The following is an 18,430-nucleotide window of genomic DNA, read 5'->3' as shown; positions in this document are numbered from 1 at the left end:
TTTATTCAGCGCCTATCGGAAAGATAAAAACGTTTTCTCAGGCGTTTTGTCGCGGTAGTCTCAGAGGTTCCGTTTATATGACGGCAGCTATGTGAGTGACATTTTCTTATACCAATAATAAAAAACAGTACGGACAGGATAACTATGGACTCCACCCTCATCTCCGATCGTCCCAACGAGGAGACACCTTCGCTCAATCGCGCCCGCCGCGCTGCACTCGGCAGCTTCGCAGGTGCCGTCGTCGACTGGTATGATTTTCTGCTCTACGGCATCACCGCCGCGCTGGTGTTTAACCGCGAGTTTTTCCCTCAGGTTAGCCCCGCGATGGGCACCCTCGCCGCGTTTGCCACCTTCGGCGTTGGCTTTCTGTTTCGCCCGCTGGGCGGGGTGATTTTCGGCCACTTCGGCGACCGGCTTGGCCGCAAGCGGATGCTGATGCTTACCGTCTGGATGATGGGGATTGCCACCGCGCTGATTGGCATTCTTCCTTCGTTTTCCGCTATTGGCTGGTGGGCGCCGGTGCTGCTGGTGACGCTGCGCGCCATTCAGGGCTTCGCCGTGGGCGGCGAATGGGGCGGCGCGGCGCTGTTATCCGTTGAGAGCGCGCCAAAAAACAAGAAAGCGTTTTACAGCAGCGGCGTGCAGGTCGGGTACGGCGTCGGGCTGTTGCTTTCCACCGGGCTGGTGTCGTTAATCAGCCAGCTCACCACCGACGAGCAGTTTCTGAGCTGGGGCTGGCGCATCCCGTTTATCTTCAGTATCGTGCTGGTGATTGCCGCACTGTGGATCCGCAACGGGATGGATGAGTCGGCAGAGTTCGAACAGCAGCAGCGTGAGGAGCCGTCCGTCAAAAAGCGGCTGCCGGTGATGGAAGCCCTGATTCGGCACCCTGGCGCTTTTCTGAAAATCATCGCCCTGCGCCTGTGCGAGCTGCTGACGATGTATATCGTCACCGCCTTTGCGCTGAACTACTCGACGCAGAATCTCGGCCTGCCGCGCGAACTGTTCCTGAATATCGGCCTGGTGGTTGGCGGGATAAGCTGTCTGACCATCCCCTGCTTCGCCTGGCTGGCGGACCGGTTTGGTCGCCGCCGCGTCTATATCACCGGCGCGCTGATTGGGACCCTCAGCGCCTGGCCGTTCTTTATGGCGCTGGAGGCGCAGTCTGTGTTCTGGATTGTCTTCTTCGCCATTATGCTCGCCAACATCGCCCACGATATGGTGGTCTGCGTGCAGCAGCCGATGTTTACCGAACTGTTCGGCGCCAGCTACCGCTACAGCGGCGCGGGCGTGGGCTACCAGGTGGCAAGCGTGGTCGGCGGCGGGTTTACGCCGTTTATTGCCGCCGCGCTGGTGACCTTCTCCGGCGGTAACTGGCACAGCGTGGCGATTTATCTGCTGGCCGGCTGCCTGCTGTCGGCAGCGACGGCGCTTCTGATGAAAGAGACGAGCCACCGCTGATCTCCCTTTTGTTTCACAGGCGTGTGACATACTATCGGATAGAGTCGCACACCTGTGGAACAAGGAGACAGAGATGAATAATAAGGGCTCCAGCCTGACCCCGGCTCAGGCGCTGGAAAAACTCGACGCGCTGTATGAACAGTCCGTCAACGCGCTGCGCAGCGCCATCAGCGAATACATCGAAACGGGGAAACTTCCCGATCAAAAGGCCAGAAACGAAGGCCTTTTTGTTTATCCATCGCTCTCTGTGACCTGGGACGGCAGCGCAAGCACGACGCCGAAAACCCGCGCCTACGCCCGTTTTACCCACTCCGGCTGCTACAGCACCACCGTCACCCGCCCTGCACTGTTCCGCCCCTATCTGGAAGAGCAGCTAACGCTGTTGTATCAGGATTACGGCGCGCACATTGCCGTGGAGCCTTCGCAGCACGAGATCCCGTATCCGTACGTGATTGACGGTTCGGCGCTAACTCTTGACCGCTCCATGAGCGCGGGACTGACCCGCCACTTCCCAACGACGGAACTGTCACAGATTGGCGATGAGACGGCTGACGGGATTTATCACCCGGCAGAGTTTTCACCCCTGTCGCACTTTGACGCCCGTCGGGTGGATTTCTCCCTGGCGCGCCTGCGCCACTACACCGGCACGCCCGCCGAGCATTTCCAGCCGTTTGTGCTGTTTACCAACTACACCCGCTACGTGGACGAGTTCGTTCGCTGGGGCTGTAGCCAAATCCTCGATCCGGACAGTCCATATATCGCCCTCTCCTGCGCGGGCGGGATCTGGATCACCGCCGAGACCGAAGCGCCCGAGCAGGCCATCTCCGATCTGGCGTGGAAAAAACACCAGATGCCCGCCTGGCACCTGATCACCGCCGACGGTCAGGGGATCACCCTGATCAACATCGGCGTCGGTCCGTCGAACGCCAAAACCATCTGTGACCATCTGGCGGTGCTGCGCCCCGACGTGTGGCTGATGATTGGCCACTGCGGCGGCCTGCGCGAAAGCCAGCTGATTGGCGATTACGTGCTGGCCCACGCCTATCTGCGCGACGACCATGTGCTGGATGCGGTACTGCCGCCGGATATCCCAATCCCGAGCATCGCCGAAGTACAGCGCGCGCTGTATGACGCCACCAAAGAGGTGAGCGGCATGCCGGGTGAAGAGGTGAAGCAGCGCCTGCGTACCGGTACGGTGGTGACAACGGATGACCGCAACTGGGAGCTGCGTTACTCCGCCTCCGCGCTGCGCTTCAACCTGAGCCGAGCGGTGGCGATTGATATGGAGAGCGCCACCATCGCCGCCCAGGGGTATCGCTTCCGCGTTCCTTACGGCACGCTGCTGTGCGTGTCCGATAAGCCGCTGCACGGCGAAATTAAGCTGCCGGGTCAGGCCAACCGTTTCTATGAAGGGGCGATTTCCGAACATTTGCAGATCGGCATTCGCGCCATCGACCTGCTGCGGGCGGAAGGCGACCGACTGCATTCGCGTAAGCTGCGCACCTTCAACGAGCCGCCGTTCCGCTAATAACAATAAGGAAAAACCATGCACACCCCTACTCCGCTCTCTGCCCTGCGTCAGTGGCTTCAGGAAAACAGCCTCGACGGGATGATCGTTCCGCGCACCGATGCCTGGCAAAGCGAGAATTGCGCGTCGAACGACGAAAAGCTGGCCTGGCTGACAGGCTTTAACGGCTCTGCTGGCGTCGCGCTGGTACTGAGGGATAAAGCGCTGCTGTTCGTCGACGGGCGCTATCAGGTGCAGGCCCGCGTTCAGGTGAATATGGATGAGGTTGAGATCCACCATCTGCACAACGAGCCGCTGGCAGACTGGCTGACGGCCAACGTCGCGGCGGGCACGCGCATCGGTTTCGACCCAATGCTGATGACGAATACCGAGTTTACGCAGCTGTCTGCCACACCGTGCGCGCTCGTGCCGCTGAATGCGTCACCGTTTGACGCCTTATGGACCGATCGCCCTGCCGCACCGGCGGGGCTTATCCGTGAGATGCCGGTTGCGATAAGCGGTGAAAGCAGCGAAGACAAATGTCAGCGCGTTGCCGCCGTGCTGGCCGCGAACAACGCTGACTACCTGGCCGTTACGCTGCCGGATAACATTGCGTGGCTGCTCAACGTGCGCGGCTCAGATATCCCCACCAGTCCGGTACCGCTCTCATTTGCCCTGCTCGGTCGCGACGGCCGCGTTGAGTGGTTTGTTAACGATAATAAGCTCGCAGAACTCCCTGATGCAGTTCTGAACGCCTTCACGATTGCGCCACAGGACACCTTTATTGAGCGCTGTCAGCAACTTGCTGAAGGGAAGCGGGTGATGGTTGATGCCGACTCCGCGCCGGTGGCCCTGCGTTTTGCCATTGAACCGCGCGGTGAAATTGTCTGGCGAACCGATCCCATTACCCTAATTAAGGCTACCAAAAACCCGGTCGAGCTGGCAGGGTATCGCGAGTGCCATCTCCAGGACGGCGCCGCGTGGGTCAACTTCCTGGCCTGGCTGAGCCGCGAAGTGCCGCTGCGTGCGGCGGCGGGACAACCGCTAACGGAGCTGGAAGTGCAGGCGCAGCAGCTGGCATTTCGCAAACAGCAGCCCGATTTTATCGAGCAGAGTTTCGCGACCATTTCCGCCTCTTCGAGCAATGCGGCGATGTGCCACTATCATTCAAGCGAGGCCAGCAACAAGCCCATCGGCCATAACCATTTTTACCTGAACGATTCGGGCGGTCAGTACGCTAACGGCACCACCGATGCCACGCGCACGCTGGCGTGGGGTAATGTCCCCTCGCAGCAGCGTCTGCACTACACCGCCGTGCTGAGAGGTTTTCTGTCGCTGATTACCCTGCAGTTCCCTTCCGGTACGCAGGGGCACCAGCTGGATGCTTTCGCGCGTCGTCCGCTGTGGGAGATGGGGCTGGATTACGATCACGGTACCGGGCACGGCGTGGGCCACCAGCTTCTGATCCACGAAAACCCGCATCGCATCGCCAAAAAGGTCAACCCGTGGCCGCTGGTGGCAGGGAACATCATGACCATTGAGCCGGGATACTATCTGGGCGATAGCCACGGTATCCGTATTGAAAACCAGGTGGAGATAGTGGAGAGCCGTCCGGGGTTTTGCAAATTTGCTTCTCTGACGCTGATCCCGATTGATTTAAGCCAGGTCGAGCTGGATCTGTTGAGCGAGCAGGAAAAGCAGTGGCTGGATGAGTATCATCAGCAGGTACGTGAGGCGCTGACGCCGCTGGTGAATAGCGAGGCGCGTTCGTGGCTGGAGGCGGCGACGGCGCCGGTTCGTATGTAATTTCGTGCGGTATGATGCCCTCACCCCATCCCTCTCCCACGGGAGAGGGTGAAAACACTAAAAACGGCAATAAGGTTGCCGTTTTGCATTTACTTGACGCAGAAAAGCAAAAAGCCTGCTTTAAAAGCAGGCTTTTCAAATTTGGCTCCTCTGACTGGACTCGAACCAGTGACATACGGATTAACAGTCCGCCGTTCTACCGACTGAACTACAGAGGAATCGTGTGAACGGGGCGCATATTATCGATGCTCCCCGATGATGTCAAAGGCAGAATGCATATTTCCGATCGTTTGCCGAATTATTCTCCATTTCGCGCAATTGTCAGGCATTTTGTCGCGGATATTTCCACAGCCAGCGCCCGCTGACCATGCGCCAGTAGAACAGCGCCCCGCGTACGGCCCAGTCCAGGAACATCCCCAGCCAGACGCCCACCACGCCCCAGCCCAGCACCACGCCCAGCGTATAGCCCGCCACAACGCGACACCCCCACATGCCAAGCATGGACACCCACATGGCAAAACGGGCATCGCGCGCCCCTTTCAGCCCGGCAGGTAACACCCAGGATGCCGCCCAGATGGGCATAAAGGCGGCGTTGAGCCAGATAAGGATCTTCACCACCTCTTTCACGTCATCTTCGTGGGTATAGAACGCGGCCATCAGCCCGGCAAACGGCGCGGTGCCCCAGGCGATCAGCGTCAACCCAATCGTCGACAGCCAGAACACATGGCGCAGCTGCCGCTCCGCCTGGCCTATCTGCCCTTTCCCGAGCCGTTTACCCGTGATGATGGTTGATGCCGACCCAAGGGCGTTACCCGGCAGGTTAATCATCGAGGCGATGGAGAAGGCGATAAAGTTACCGGCGATAACGTCGGTGCCCATTCCGGCGACAAACATCTGCGTGAGCAGCTTCCCGCCGTTGAACAACACGGATTCAATGCTCGCGGGTATACCAATCCCCATCACTTCCCAGATAATGGCGAAATTAAAGGGCCGGAAGTAGCTCTTAAGCGTGAGACGCAGCGAGGGGGTAATCCCCGTCATCAGCACCCCGATGATGGCCGCCGCACCAATATAGCGTGATATGGTTAATCCCAGCCCGGCCCCGACGAACCCCAGACCATCCCACGAGAACGCGCCGTAGATCAGAACGCTGCTGATGATGATATTCAGGATATTCATCCCACCGTTGATCAGCAGCGGGATTTTGGTGTTACCTGCCCCGCGCAGCGCGCCGCTGCCAATCAACGCGATGGCCGCCGCCGGATAGCTTAAGACGGTCATTTCGAGATAGGTCAGCGCCAGTTCCTTCACCTCGTTCGTGGCTTCCCCGGCGACAAAATCGATAATCTCTTTACCGAAATAGTGGATCACCGCCGCAAGAACAATCGAAAAGAGGGTCATGATCATCAGCGACTGACGTGCAGCCTCGCGCGCGCGTTTGGGATCCAGCTTGCCGAGACTAAAGGCCACCACAACCGTCGTCCCGAGATCGATGGCGGCAAAGAATGACATCACCACCATGTTAAAGCTGTCTGCCAGCCCGACCCCCGCCATCGCCTCTTTCCCCAGCCAGCTCACCAGGAAGGTGCTCAGCACTCCCATCAGCAGAACGCAGGTATTTTCCAGGAAAATAGGCACGGCAAGAGGGGTGATTTCACGCCAGAACAGAACACGATAGCTTTTACGTTTTGCGTACCATGGCGTGCGCACGATCGCCTGGCGCAGAGGGGCAGTGACGTTCAAAATGGACCTTAGCGAGAATAGTTGAAACTCCATTTCAAATGATGGGGGAGAAATGCTAATCCTGCAAAGTATTTTCCTGAAAAAGATGTGTGTATTTACAACAAACTGACGACAGAATCGGCAATCAGTCGATTTTCCCTAAGATCAGGTTTGACAAAAGTTTTTTCGCCGCTAAGATAAGCCTCCACAACGATTCCTCTGTAGTTCAGTCGGTAGAACGGCGGACTGTTAATCCGTATGTCACTGGTTCGAGTCCAGTCAGAGGAGCCAATTTCCTGTTTTCATGCATCCTTTCGAATCATTATATGATGTTGGTTCAATAGGTTAGCGTGAAAAGTCTTCCCGGTGCATTTTGATTTTACCCTCCGCATCGGGAAAAATTGGTGGTCAAATCTGGGGTCAGGTTAGTTCGATAATGGAGTGACCCCCATATGTTCCTTACCGACGCGAAAATCCGCACTCTCAAGCCTTCTGATAAACCCTTTAAAGTATCCGATTCCCACGGTCTGTATCTGCTGGTCAAGCCGGGTGGCTCACGTCACTGGTATCTCAAGTACCGTATTAACGGTAAAGAATCCCGCATTGCGCTGGGTGCCTATCCTGCCATCTCCCTGTCTGAGGCGCGACAGCAGCGTGAAGGTGTCCGTAAAATGCTGGCGCTGAACATCAACCCGGTACAGCAGCGGGCTGCTGAACGTGACTCACGAACACCGGATAAAGTTTTTAAAAACGTGGCGCTGGTGTGGCATAAAAGTAACCGGAAATGGTCGCAGAACACCGCTGACCGTCTGCTTGCCAGCCTGAACAATCACATCTTTCCGGTCATCGGGAACCTGCCTGTATCAGAACTTAAACCCCGTCATTTCATTGACCTGCTGAAAGGGATCGAGGAAAAAGGTCTGCTGGAAGTTGCGTCCCGCACGCGGCAGCACCTGAGTAACATAATGCGCCATGCGGTCCATCAGGGGTTAATCGATACGAACCCGGCAGCAAACCTTGGCGGCGTGACCACACCTCCTGTCAGACGGCACTATCCTGCCCTGCCACTGGAGCGGCTGCCTGAACTGCTTGAACGTATTGAGGCATATCATCAGGGCCGCGAACTTACCCGGCTTGCCGTCCTGCTGATGCTGCATGTGTTCATTCGCTCCAGTGAACTGCGTTTCGCCCGCTGGTCAGAGATTGATTTCACAAACCGGGTCTGGACGATACCCGCGACGCGAGAACCCATTATTGGCGTGCGTTATTCCGGGCGCGGGGCCAAAATGCGAATGCCGCATATCGTCCCCCTCTCAGAACATGTCATCGCCATTCTGAAACAGATTAAAGATATCACCGGTAATAATGAACTGGTCTTCCCCGGCGACCATAACCCGTATAAGCCAATGTGTGAAAACACGGTTAACAAGGCATTGCGGGTGATGGGCTACGACACAAAAAAGGATATCTGTGGCCACGGCTTTCGGGCGATGGCATGCAGTGCGCTGATGGAATCGGGTTTATGGTCAAAGGACGCAGTAGAACGCCAGATGAGTCATCAGGAGCGTAATACCGTGCGCATGGCTTATATTCACAAGGCAGAACATCTGGAAGCCCGCAAGGCGATGATGCAGTGGTGGTCCGATTATCTGGATATATGCCGTGAAGCCTACGTTCCACCATATTTTCTTATCAGAAAATAAAGCATTACGCCAGATAGTTCATGAACTATCTGGCGTAACAAATCAACCCCATATCGGCGTCAATTGATATGGTTTTTTTAGTTTAAATCCCATGACTGCGAAGGAGTAATGGCTCCTGTAAGGTATTTTCTTTTGAAAAAGACTATAGCCTCTTTACGGAGGTTCTCTACAGGACATTTACAGTGAACATTTGCGCATGAATATCGACAGTTGCAGATTAGTGTGTCGCCGTCGCTGCTTCGAGTTGCGCAGGTTCCATCAGTGCGAATGCTGTGCGCATTTTACGCGTCTCCTCTCCGGGGCTGCGACCAAACAGTCTTTTGAACTCCCGATTGAACTGCGACGCACTTTCGTAGCCGACCCGCGCTGCTGCCCCTGCTGCAGTAACGTTGTCCCGTATCATCATCAGTCGCGCCTGATGAAGACGCACTGACTTGATGTACTGGATGGGAGAAGTCGCCGCAACGGCTTTGAAATGTGCATGAAAAGCCGGAACGCTCAGGCCAGCTTCGTGCGCAAGTGAAGCCACATCCAGTGGCCGGGCGTAATCGAGGTGGATACGCCGTAACGTACGCGCAATACGTCCAAAGTTGCCATGACAGGCCAGCGCAGCACGAATGGCTCCGCCCTGTTCACCCAGCAGAACACGAAAAATGAGCTCTCGCACAATCCCCGGCCCCAGAACCCGCGCTTCAAGTGGTGAAAATAATACCTTCAGAAGACGAACTGTCGTATCTGCCAGCGTGTTGTCAAGTGGTGTGGAGACAATGCCAACGGGTGAACCTGATGCAGTGGCATGGTGATCGACAGCCATAACCAAGTCTACCACAGCTGTCATATCCAGACGAATGGTCACAGCAAGCAAAGGCTCTGCCGGACTGGCATCTGTCTCGCTTGAAAATGGCAGAGGTACTGACAGCACCAGGTAGTGCAATGTGTCGTAGTGGTAAACCCTGTCGGCCAGGTAACCTCTTTTGTGCCCCTGACAGACAATAACAATGCCTGGTTCGTACAACACGGGGGTAGGCCCCAGCGCGCCGTCAGCACGCATCAGACGCACGCCATTCAGCAATGTAAGGTTGTGGCCTTGGTATGTGTCAAGAACACTGAGTAACTACGGCTTCACTTACATCTCAAGGGGCAATAAACATTCCACAGGAAGCCCAACACCAGCTATATTCCCGGTGAAATATCCTTTTGCAAAGGGAAATAAACCTCAGGTCGCCATTAAAGCTGTGGCCCGAAAGTTGATGGATTTTATGTGAGACATTGCATTCACTGCCTGACCGTCTAATTGCGCTCTTATTTCTTCTCAAATCTTGCGCTTTACCATATGTACTGTATAGTACAGTACATATTAATATTCAGACTGAAATAATGAAATGTTAGCTAACGAAAGAACCTCACCCCCTATGCACAGGACTGCCAGAGGAGCCCAACGAGTCCGTGACCTGATTGATGCCGCCAGCGAGTTGTTCCTTGAACGGGGCTTTGATGCAGTCGCTGTTGATGACTTGATTGCACGTGTTGGCGGGTCACGAAGCACCATTTACAGCCACTTTGGAGGCAAAGAAGGTCTTTTCAGGCATGCAATGATCGACCTATGTACCGAGGTTGCCAAGCCGCTAGAGCAACTGAACATCGCGGATGGAGAGCCAAGTAAGGTACTCCCAGTTCTCGGCCAGCAACTGCTGAGATCCGCCCTGTCTCCGCGCACACTGGCTTTGCATCGACTTCTGGTCAATGAAGGCCGGCGCTTTCCAGACGTTGCCAGGGCTATGTGGGACGTTAGCTACGGCAAAGCCATTCAAATTCTTTCTGTCTGGATTGCCGCGCAACAGCAGCCGGGAAAAGGATTAGGCCACGACGTCCCCGCCAAAGCGCTGGCGGAACATTTTGTCAGTCTGGTGGCCGCTAACACTAAGCTTCATGTTGCATCAGGACTTCGATCACCATCATTGTCCGATGCCGAGATTGAGGAAATCGTTGGTCATGCAGTACAAATCTTTCTTCACGGCGCATCAGCGGGTGGGCGTACGGACTAGAACTGTAAGAAATGACACGTTTTTTAACCACGTAGCAACCAGTAGAAAGGATCGAGGTAGAAACGTATGAATACACAAATTAGTCAGACTGGTAAAGAGCAGGCCAAAAAGAATGCGGTCAATGAAAAAGTTGCCAGCCCCCAAAAAAAACACTGGGCACAACCGAGTTTTTTCAACGACAACGTGCTGCTTGATGCGCTGGTCAAGCACATACTAGGCTTAATGCCCTATGGCATGACCGACTTCGGCGAGGTCATGGATGTGGTGCACCAGCTCAGGGGCAGCGACGAAGAGGCCTGGGTCAGTGCCTGGGCCGCGCTGGCAACCCGGTTGCAAGACAGGGCCGAAGATGCGGACAGAAATGGCAGGTCCATCACTGCGGCCAGCGCCTACCTTCGCGCTTCGACGTACTGGCGCTGTGCTTTGCTGTACTTCAGCGACTTCGAAGATAAGCGTATGAAGGAGTACGCAATCGCCAGCGCATCGTGCTATGAACGACACATCTCTCTGTCCGGCTATCCAGCCGAACGCATCGAAATTCCCTACGAAGGCAGCTTCCTACCTGGCTATTTCTACAGATCACCTCATGCTGGCGAGAAAGCCCCGCTGCTCATCGTCACACCGGGTAGGGATACCTGGGCCGAGGACACCCGATGGGTTTGCGAAGGTGCGCTTCAGCGGGGCATCCATTGCCTGACCTACGATGGTCCTGGGCAGGGTTTCGCACTACGTATGAACAACCTGACATTCCGCCCCGACTGGGAGAAGGTTGTCAGCCCGCTGATCGACTTCGCGCTCGAGAAATTCGCGGAGATAGACGCCTCCAATATCGCGCTGATGGGCCTGAGCTTCGGCGGCTATCTGGTGCCTCGCGTGGCTGCGTTCGATAAACGCATCAAGCTCTGCATCACTGATCCGGGCAATATCAGTTGGGGACGTCAGATCATCGCGGAACTGGAGCGTTTCGCCGACCGGCCGCTGGCCGAGCTTCCTAAGCAGTTGCAGAATCTGGTAAGCGATTACGCATGGAAGCATGGCGTACCCAACTCTATTAAGGATGTAGTGCAGGCACTCAAGCCCTATGACAACTCGGCTATCCTAGACCAGGTGACCTGCGAAACGCTCGTGCTGGACGGCACCGGCGAGGTCTTCCACGGAGCCAGGCCGTTCTTCGAAGCCTTGAATTGCCCCAAAGAGTATCTGTTATTCGATGAATCTTCGACGGCACAGTCGCACTGCCAGATCGGAGGCTACGCCACGGCCACCGAACTCATTTTCGACCGGATTGCAGACCGGCTTGAGCGCGCGTAAATGCGCATCTCGCTGAACCTTTCGGTCCTCTCAAATTTTATCGGAGCATGACATGGACTTATCGGCTACACCCTCCCTTGAATTCCATCTCGGCGGAGATCTACCGATCAGTAGGCTCGGCTTTGGCGCCATGCGACTGCCTTGCAATGGTTTTCGCGGTCCGGCTCGCGATCCGGAGACCGGCCGCGCAGTGCTAAGCCGCGCGGTTGAACTTGGCGTCAACCTGATCGACACGGCCGAGTTCTACCAAAGCACAGATGGTACAGTACGAGCCAATGCGCTCATTCGCGACGCGCTACACCCCTATCCATCCAATTTGGTGATCGCAACTAAGGTTGGTGTTGTATTCAATTCAGACGGCAGCCACCGGCCCGCTTCGGGTGGGGATATGCGCAAGCTTGTCGAGGAGAACCTAGCAAGCCTCGGCGTAAACCGCCTCGACCTTGTGTACCTGCGCATCGGTGAGATGACTGTGCCCCACGGTGAGTCGCTGGCGGAGCGCTTCGAGGCGTTGGCCGCACTTCGCGAAGAAGGCTTGATTCGCCACCTCGGCATCAGTAATGTCGATATCGGGCATTTCAATGAGGCCCGCGCTATCGCTCCGGTCGTGGCTGTGCAAAACAACTTCCATATCGGCAAGCGCGAGGATCGGAACATGTTGCTGACGTGCGAAGCATCAGGTATCGCCTTCTGCCCATTTTTCCCGCTAGGCGGCGGTATGGGCGAGATCGACGATGGGCGGCTTACCCGCGCGGCAAAGCGGCACGGTGCTACGCCTGCCCAAGTCGCGCTAGCGTGGTTGCTGGCGTCCTCGCCGGTCATGCTGGCCATACCTGGTACAGGGTCGGTCAAACATCTTGAAGAAAATGTCGCCGCTCTCGGCATCCGGCTCACTGATGAAGATCATGCCGAACTGGCCTAAACCGGTTCGCCGCAGAATTCTGGGTCGCCCGAGGTGCCGTTTTATGCTGTTCGCAACGGCCGTGGTCGCAGCGGGCATATTGGCCGGCTGCGTAAGCGTAAAACTAAGCGCCCCGCCCGCTGCAGCAGTGAGCTTCGAGGACTATCGACGAGAAGCGATCCAACATATACAGGCAAGTCGTAGCTTCCAGCTTGCCGATCACGATGTCGAACTGACGTGGAATACACCGCAGGAGTGGCGGCCCTCGTCGTCGGAGAACGGCAGTCGTCCCCGAAAGGGAATATTGCTTGTGCATGGTTTGGGCGACTCGCCGTGGTCATTCTGGGACCTTGGCCAGCCGCTGGCAATGCAAGGGTTTCTTGTGCGAACGGTGCTTCTCCCCGGACACGGGACCCGCCCTGAGGATCTGTTACAAACCACAGTAGAGCAATGGCAGCAGGTCGTGTGGGAACAGGCCAACGCATTGCAGAAGGATGTCGAAGGACCAGTCTACATGGGGGGCTTCTCCACGGGCGCCAATCTGGTTCTCGACTACGCCTACTCCCATCCAGAAATCGCAGGGCTGGTGCTGTTTTCGCCAGGGTTCAAGAGCATGCCATTCGATTGGCTTGCGCCACTGGCAGCCCATATCAGGCCCTGGCTCATCACGCCGGACGGCAACGTTCCGATGCAGAATGCCGTCAAATACTTCAATATACCGGCCAACGGTTTCGCACAATTCTACCGGACCAGCGCCAACGCACGCCGACTATTGCGCGAGCGGGCCTATGACAGGCCGGTGTTTATGGTGGTCGCCGGGCATGACTCCGTGCTGGACACCGGCTATCTGCTAGACGTTTTCCAGCGGCGCTTCACACACCCGGACAGCCGCCTGATCTGGTACGGCGTTGCACCGGACGGTCTGGTGGATAAGCAACGCGTTATGATTCGTCCCGACAGGCTCGCCGCATGGCGCATTAGTCAGTTCTCGCACATGAGCCTGACATTTGACCCGGCCAACCCCGTGTATGGCGAAGGCGGAATTATTCGTATCTGCCTGAATGGCTTTAGTGCAAAAGACACGCAGGCCTGCGAGCAAGGCGTACCTGTCTGGTATTCGGACTGGGGCTATCGTGAGGAGGGAAAAGTCCACGCGCGGCTGACTTTCAATCCCTATTTCAACTGGCAGAACTCGGTGATGGCGACGGTTTTGGGCAGGCCGCAGACAGCGGATGCTTCCTGCGAAAGGCCGACAGCTGCCAGAGGCAAAGACATCGACATCACTATTGCGCTGCGCGACGCGGTGACGTTCTAAATACCATTGTCATTACGAGGCATCCATGAAGAGAGTCCAGTTCAACCGCTACGGCGGCCCCGAAAAAATGTCGCTTGCAGAATATTCGCTGCCAGCCCTCGAACCCCGGCGAGTCCGCGTGCGCGTGAAGGCCGCAGCAATCAACCCCCTCGACTGGAAGATTCGGCGTGGCGTCATGAAGTTCGTGACTGGCAACCGGTTTCCCCAAGGCATGGGGTCTGACTTTGCAGGCATTGTCGACGAGGTTGGCACCGCCGTGACAGACGTCCGGGTGGGCGATGAGGTGTTCGGCACAGTAGAAATCAAAAGGCAGGGTGCGTTTGCCGAGGTCGTCGATGCTGACGCGAGGCTAGTTGCCCCCAAGCCCGCCGCGCTGTCTTTCAGTGAAGCTGCGTGCTTACCCATTCCATTCGCTACCGCTTGGGCGGCCATTGTGGGCGCAGCGTGTGCAGGCAGCGAGTCGCGGATATTCATTCACGGCTGCAGCGGCGCGGTCGGCAGCAGTGCTTTGCAACTAGCTCAGGCCTATGGAGCGCAGGTTTCTGGCGCCTGCGGCGAAGCCTCGCTGGCAAGCGTAGAGCTGGCCGGTGTACGCCCGGCCTTTACCTACGTGAACAAAACGTCCTTCGCCGCTTATGGTCCTTACGACGCGGTGTTCGACACGCTCGGCACGCTCGACGTCGCCGATGGCCTGGCGATGCTGAAGTCCGGGGGACGCTTCATCGACATTAATCCGACACCGGGCAGAATGCTGCGCGGCTTTATTTCAGGGCGCTACCGGATGGTGTTCGCAACAGGGGGATTCAGGAACCTGCGGGAGATAGCCCGACTGGCCTGTGAAGGAAAAATCCATGTATCCATTGGACTGGAAGCTCCGTTCACCGACGCGCTGACTGTCATCAGGAACGCAGAACTCGGCCGGCGGCCTGCCGGGCGGATTGTGCTGATCATGTAATCAGCTACAGACCTGTCTCAGTAACCCGGCAATAGCCGTTTTCTGCCATTGCCGAACATAATACCAACTGAAACTCAGTGGTGATCATGACGGTGCATGGCGACTCTGATTAAACAAGATTGTTCATGGAAGAGCAATGCCACAGCAATATCGCATGGACTAAAGCAACGAAACGACTCCAGCCTAGCCCGGGCGGCAAGGTACACGGATCGCCAGTGGTGCACGAGAATACGGGTCTTACAGCGACACAGGTATCGGCACCTACTGCTGTACCGTGACGAAGGTTCCGGGCAGCATGTTGTCGGTGGTGACCTGTGCTCTTTCGCTCTGAATTTGGGCTTTGCGATGAGAAGGTCAGACCGAGAACAATGGTTACTGTCCTCCGTCGTTGCTGCCACTGCCATAAGCCCGAAGGAACACATCGACCGCTGTTGCTACAGCTTCCTTTGGTGTAAACCAGGGTTGAGCACCAAATAACAATGGTTCAATAAATCCGATTTCTATCAAACCCTTTAGATGCGCCGCGGCTACTCGAGCGTCTACCGGACGAATCACACCATTCTCCTGCTGACGAGCAATATAGTTTGTCATTTGTTCCCACGCTCGCCCGGCCCCCATCTCGTAGAGAATGGCTCCCAGCGTAGAATTTGCCCCTTCGGCAATGGCAGCTCGCATGATGGCAAGCGTATCTGCAGAAGTCAGCAAAGCAAGCAGGGCCTCACCAAAACGCCGAAGTGCCAGTGAAACATTCGGTTCGGAAAGGTCAAGCAGCGCCATGAGTTCATCTGCCTGCTTTTCCATAACTGCCATCATGGCAGCAGCGAATAACGCTTCCTTGGATTTGAAGTAACCATACAGGGTGCCTTTCGATCCTCCGATTCGCGCTGAGATCATCGCCATGCTGGCGCGCGCATAACCGACCTCGCGAAAAATCTCGATTGCCACATCAAGGATCGCCTTACGACGATCGTCTGTCTTTACTCTCATTCAAAGCCTCACTTTTTTCATACAGCACTGTACGATTTTGCATTGACACCTGCAAGATCATATATCTAAAATGACCATACAGTATGGTTATAAAGAGACATATTATGGTGTCGTCAAATTTCCGATGGCGGACCACGGCGTCGGGAGGGGTCACCGCCTTTGTGGTTGTGCTCATGCTAAGCAGCTGTGCTCCCATGCCACAAAAAAATGACGTGGTGCCTGCAGGGCCAGAAAGCTTCGCGAGTTCAACAAGCTTTTCCGCACCCGGGAGGGTTTGGCCCTCGGATCGCTGGTGGGAAGAATTTGGCGACGCCCAGCTCAATGCACTGATCACCGAGGGATTGAAGGGAGCGACCGATTTGCGCGTGGCTTCAGCACGTTTTGCCCGTGCCGAAGCACTCGTTCAGGAGACCGGGAGTCGGTTGTTTCCCGCCGTCACAGCAAATGGTGAGGTCGGATCGAGCAAGCAAAGCTACAACTATCTTTCCCCGGCAAGTGGGCTGCCCGAGGGCTGGCGTGATTATGGTCAGACAACCCTCAATCTTACCTGGGAGCTCGACTTCTGGGGCCGCAACCGCGCTGCATTAGCAGCAGCGCGCTCACAAGCCGAAGCAACAGGTGCCGAAGCTGCGGCCACTCGTCTGGCTGTGTCAGCAGGCATCGCCAGCGCCTACGGAGTTCTGGCCGGAGATTATGCCGAACATGATGCCGCCGAACATGCTATTGAAGTGCGTAAGCGCACACTGGAACTGATAGAGGGTCGTAATAAGCAAGGGCTGGAAAATAAAGGTGCGGTTGAGCGCGCCCGTTCAGCACTCGCCACAGCTCAGGGCGATCTGGCTGAACAGAATGAATCCCTATCCCTCACTCGTCACCGGATTGCAGCACTGATTGGGGCTGGCCCTGATCGCGGACTGACTATATCGCGTCCGGGCGCGACCATTACTGTCAGCTTCGGCCTGCCAGCCAATCTACCGGCCGAATTAATCGGACGACGCCCTGACATCATTGCCGCACGGCTCCGGGCAGAAGCTGCTGCGAGCCAGATCAAGGAAGCCAGGGCGGCCTTCTATCCAAACGTCAATCTGACAGGTCTGATTGGCCTGCAGGCTCTCGGCATTGGAAATGTGTTTGAGTCAGGCTCCGATTTTGGAACAGTCGGCCCGGCCATCAGTTTGCCGATCTTCGACGGCGGGCGTTTGCGCGGACAGTACCGTGCCGCCGAAGCCGATTACCAGGTGGCCGTTGCTCAGTATGACGGCGCATTAACGCAGGCGCTGCGAGATGTGGCAGATGCAGCCACAAGCACACGCGCGCTGGACCTGCGGCTTGACCACGCACAGGAGGCAGAGCGCGCTGCCAGTGCCGCATGGTTCGTTGCCAGCAATCGTTATCGTGGCGGCCTTGCGACCTATCTTGATGTGCTGGCTGCCGAAGACGCCCTCATCAGCACCCGCCGCACGGTTGCGTCTCTGAAAAGCCGCGCCCTTGTCCTCAAGATCGCCCTCATCCGTGCGCTCGGTGGCGGCTATCGCTCATGAAGGAAATCCGAGCCATGTCTGAGTCCACCAACACCATTGAACAAGATGTTCCCGCTGCAAACAATACTGCTGCGGATAGCAGAACGCAAAACTCCAAGAGAAAGCGGCTATTTCTGGGCCTGCTGGCGAGCGTTGCTACGCTCGGTGGTGGCTATTACGCATATGATCTTTTCGTCGCATCCCGTCATGCTGAAACCGACAACGCCTACGTTGGGGCCAATATCGCGCAAGTGACGCCACTGATCGGTGGTCCTGTACGCGAAGTGCTGGTGGATGACGCTGTGCCCGTGCGGCAGGGCGACGTTCTTATTCGACTGGATGATACGGATGCCAGAATCGCGCTAGCACGCGCCGAAGCGCAACTGGCGTTAACCGAGCGCCGCGTGCGCGGACTTATTGCCACCGATGGGGGCCTTGACGCGCAAATAGCGGCACGGGCTGCCGACGAAGTGCGCGCCCAGGCGCAGGTCTCTTCTGCACAGGCTGACCTTGCCAGAGCGAAAATCGATCTTGACCGCCGCAACGCCTTGGCTGAGTCGGGCTCCGTCTCAGGCGAAGAGTTGACGACAGCGCGCAATGCCTACAGCACTGCGCTCGCCAGTCTGAGAGTTGCTGAAGCAGCCCGTACGCAGGCCGCGGCCAATCGTGCCACTGCCATCGGGAACCGTGACGCCAACCGGGCACTTATAGACAAGAGTACACCTGACACCAATCCCGAGGTGCTGGCAGCCCGTGCTGCACGGGAGCAGGCTCAGGTCGACCTCGAACGCACCATTCTTCGTGCACCCGTTGATGGGATCATCTCCCGTCGCCAGGTGCAGGTTGGTCAGCGTGTGCAGCCTGGTGCAATGTTGATGGTCGTGGTCCCGATCCACGCCAGCTATGTGGACGCTAACTTTAAGGAGGGTCAACTCAGGAAGGTTAAGCCTGGCCAGTCAGTTAAGCTCACCTCAGACCTCTACGGTAATAGCGTTAAGTATGACGGCAAAGTCGTCGGTTTCTCCGGCGGTACCGGCTCGGCCTTTTCTGTAGTGCCGGCGCAAAACGCAACCGGCAACTGGATCAAGGTCGTCCAGCGCCTGCCAGTGAGGATTGCACTCGATCCCAAACAACTTGCAGAGCATCCTCTTCGTGTCGGTCTGTCTATGACCGCCGATATCGACGTTTCCAACTGAT

Annotated in this window: 15 protein-coding genes and 2 tRNA genes; 12 read left to right on the top strand and 5 right to left on the bottom strand. The window is 56.7% G+C overall.

What is annotated here, in order from left to right:
• Positions 1-144 precede the first annotated feature (144 nt).
• The 3 genes from shiA to IM303_RS05230 all read left to right on the top strand — a co-directional run bounded on the left by shiA (position 145) and on the right by IM303_RS05230 (position 4,774).
• On the top strand, positions 145-1,461 hold the full coding sequence (gene shiA / locus IM303_RS05240; protein WP_047367875.1) for a shikimate transporter: 1,317 nt from the start codon (positions 145-147) through the stop codon (positions 1,459-1,461).
• Positions 1,462-1,534: 73 nt separating this feature from the next.
• Complete coding sequence (locus IM303_RS05235) at positions 1,535-2,989, top strand: AMP nucleosidase (protein WP_041909184.1); 1,455 nt, start codon at positions 1,535-1,537, stop codon at positions 2,987-2,989.
• 18 nt (positions 2,990-3,007) lie between these two features.
• The gene (locus IM303_RS05230; protein ID WP_192987329.1) at positions 3,008-4,774 is read left to right on the top strand and encodes an aminopeptidase P family protein; all 1,767 of its coding nucleotides are present in this window, start codon (positions 3,008-3,010) and stop codon (positions 4,772-4,774) included.
• A 142-nt stretch (positions 4,775-4,916) separates the two neighbouring features.
• Here the strand turns inward: IM303_RS05230 and IM303_RS05225 are convergent.
• The 3 genes from IM303_RS05225 to IM303_RS22370 form a co-directional block, all read right to left on the bottom strand.
• Positions 4,917-4,992, bottom strand: a tRNA-Asn gene (locus tag IM303_RS05225).
• 103 nt (positions 4,993-5,095) lie between these two features.
• Positions 5,096-6,550 (bottom strand): multidrug efflux MATE transporter EmmdR, encoded by a 1,455-nt coding sequence (gene emmdR / locus IM303_RS05220; RefSeq protein WP_192987636.1) that lies wholly within the window; start codon positions 6,548-6,550, stop codon positions 5,096-5,098.
• Between the two features lie 62 nt (positions 6,551-6,612).
• A complete protein-coding gene (locus tag IM303_RS22370; RefSeq protein WP_219358334.1) occupies positions 6,613-6,705 on the bottom strand; it encodes a DUF5951 family protein in 93 nt (30 codons plus the stop codon).
• Positions 6,706-6,711: 6 nt separating this feature from the next.
• Here IM303_RS22370 and IM303_RS05215 point away from each other — a divergent pair.
• Together IM303_RS05215 and IM303_RS05210 are read left to right on the top strand one after the other, a co-directional pair.
• A tRNA-Asn gene (locus tag IM303_RS05215) sits at positions 6,712-6,787 on the top strand.
• A gap of 161 nt (positions 6,788-6,948) precedes the next feature.
• Complete coding sequence (locus IM303_RS05210) at positions 6,949-8,199, top strand: integrase arm-type DNA-binding domain-containing protein (RefSeq protein WP_193359678.1); 1,251 nt, start codon at positions 6,949-6,951, stop codon at positions 8,197-8,199.
• Positions 8,200-8,416: 217 nt separating this feature from the next.
• On the opposite strand, the gene IM303_RS05205 is transcribed toward IM303_RS05210, so the two are convergent.
• On the bottom strand, positions 8,417-9,271 hold the full coding sequence (locus IM303_RS05205) for an AraC family transcriptional regulator (RefSeq protein ID WP_193359677.1): 855 nt from the start codon (positions 9,269-9,271) through the stop codon (positions 8,417-8,419).
• 310 nt (positions 9,272-9,581) lie between these two features.
• Here IM303_RS05205 and IM303_RS05200 point away from each other — a divergent pair, with 310 nt between their 5' ends.
• From IM303_RS05200 to IM303_RS05180, 5 genes are all read left to right on the top strand, one after another.
• Positions 9,582-10,244: a TetR/AcrR family transcriptional regulator gene (locus tag IM303_RS05200; RefSeq protein WP_193359676.1), complete on the top strand. Its 663-nt coding sequence runs from the start codon at positions 9,582-9,584 to the stop codon at positions 10,242-10,244.
• A gap of 66 nt (positions 10,245-10,310) precedes the next feature.
• Positions 10,311-11,555: a S9 family peptidase gene (locus IM303_RS05195; RefSeq protein WP_193359675.1), complete on the top strand. Its 1,245-nt coding sequence runs from the start codon at positions 10,311-10,313 to the stop codon at positions 11,553-11,555.
• A gap of 52 nt (positions 11,556-11,607) precedes the next feature.
• On the top strand, positions 11,608-12,477 hold the full coding sequence (locus tag IM303_RS05190; protein ID WP_047727086.1) for an aldo/keto reductase: 870 nt from the start codon (positions 11,608-11,610) through the stop codon (positions 12,475-12,477).
• 43 nt (positions 12,478-12,520) lie between these two features.
• Positions 12,521-13,771, top strand: a complete 1,251-nt coding sequence (locus IM303_RS05185) for an alpha/beta fold hydrolase (protein WP_193359674.1) — start codon at positions 12,521-12,523, stop codon at positions 13,769-13,771.
• Positions 13,772-13,796: 25 nt separating this feature from the next.
• Positions 13,797-14,726: an NAD(P)-dependent alcohol dehydrogenase gene (locus IM303_RS05180; protein ID WP_193359673.1), complete on the top strand. Its 930-nt coding sequence runs from the start codon at positions 13,797-13,799 to the stop codon at positions 14,724-14,726.
• A 372-nt stretch (positions 14,727-15,098) separates the two neighbouring features.
• Here IM303_RS05180 and IM303_RS05175 read toward each other — a convergent pair whose 3' ends face one another.
• Positions 15,099-15,713: a TetR/AcrR family transcriptional regulator gene (locus IM303_RS05175; RefSeq protein WP_047727083.1), complete on the bottom strand. Its 615-nt coding sequence runs from the start codon at positions 15,711-15,713 to the stop codon at positions 15,099-15,101.
• A gap of 83 nt (positions 15,714-15,796) precedes the next feature.
• Between IM303_RS05175 and IM303_RS05170 the strand changes: the two genes are divergently transcribed.
• The gene (locus IM303_RS05170; protein ID WP_370552690.1) at positions 15,797-17,254 is read left to right on the top strand and encodes an efflux transporter outer membrane subunit; all 1,458 of its coding nucleotides are present in this window, start codon (positions 15,797-15,799) and stop codon (positions 17,252-17,254) included.
• A 14-nt stretch (positions 17,255-17,268) separates the two neighbouring features.
• Positions 17,269-18,429, top strand: coding sequence for an HlyD family efflux transporter periplasmic adaptor subunit (locus IM303_RS05165; RefSeq protein ID WP_193359671.1), 1,161 nt, complete (start codon positions 17,269-17,271; stop codon positions 18,427-18,429).
• Position 18,430 lies beyond the last annotated feature (1 nt).

Origin of the sequence: Enterobacter cloacae complex sp. P38RS (assembly GCF_014930775.1) — a bacterium.
GTDB lineage: Bacteria > Pseudomonadota > Gammaproteobacteria > Enterobacterales > Enterobacteriaceae > Enterobacter > Enterobacter bugandensis.
This window is presented reverse-complemented; position numbering and strand designations above follow the sequence as displayed.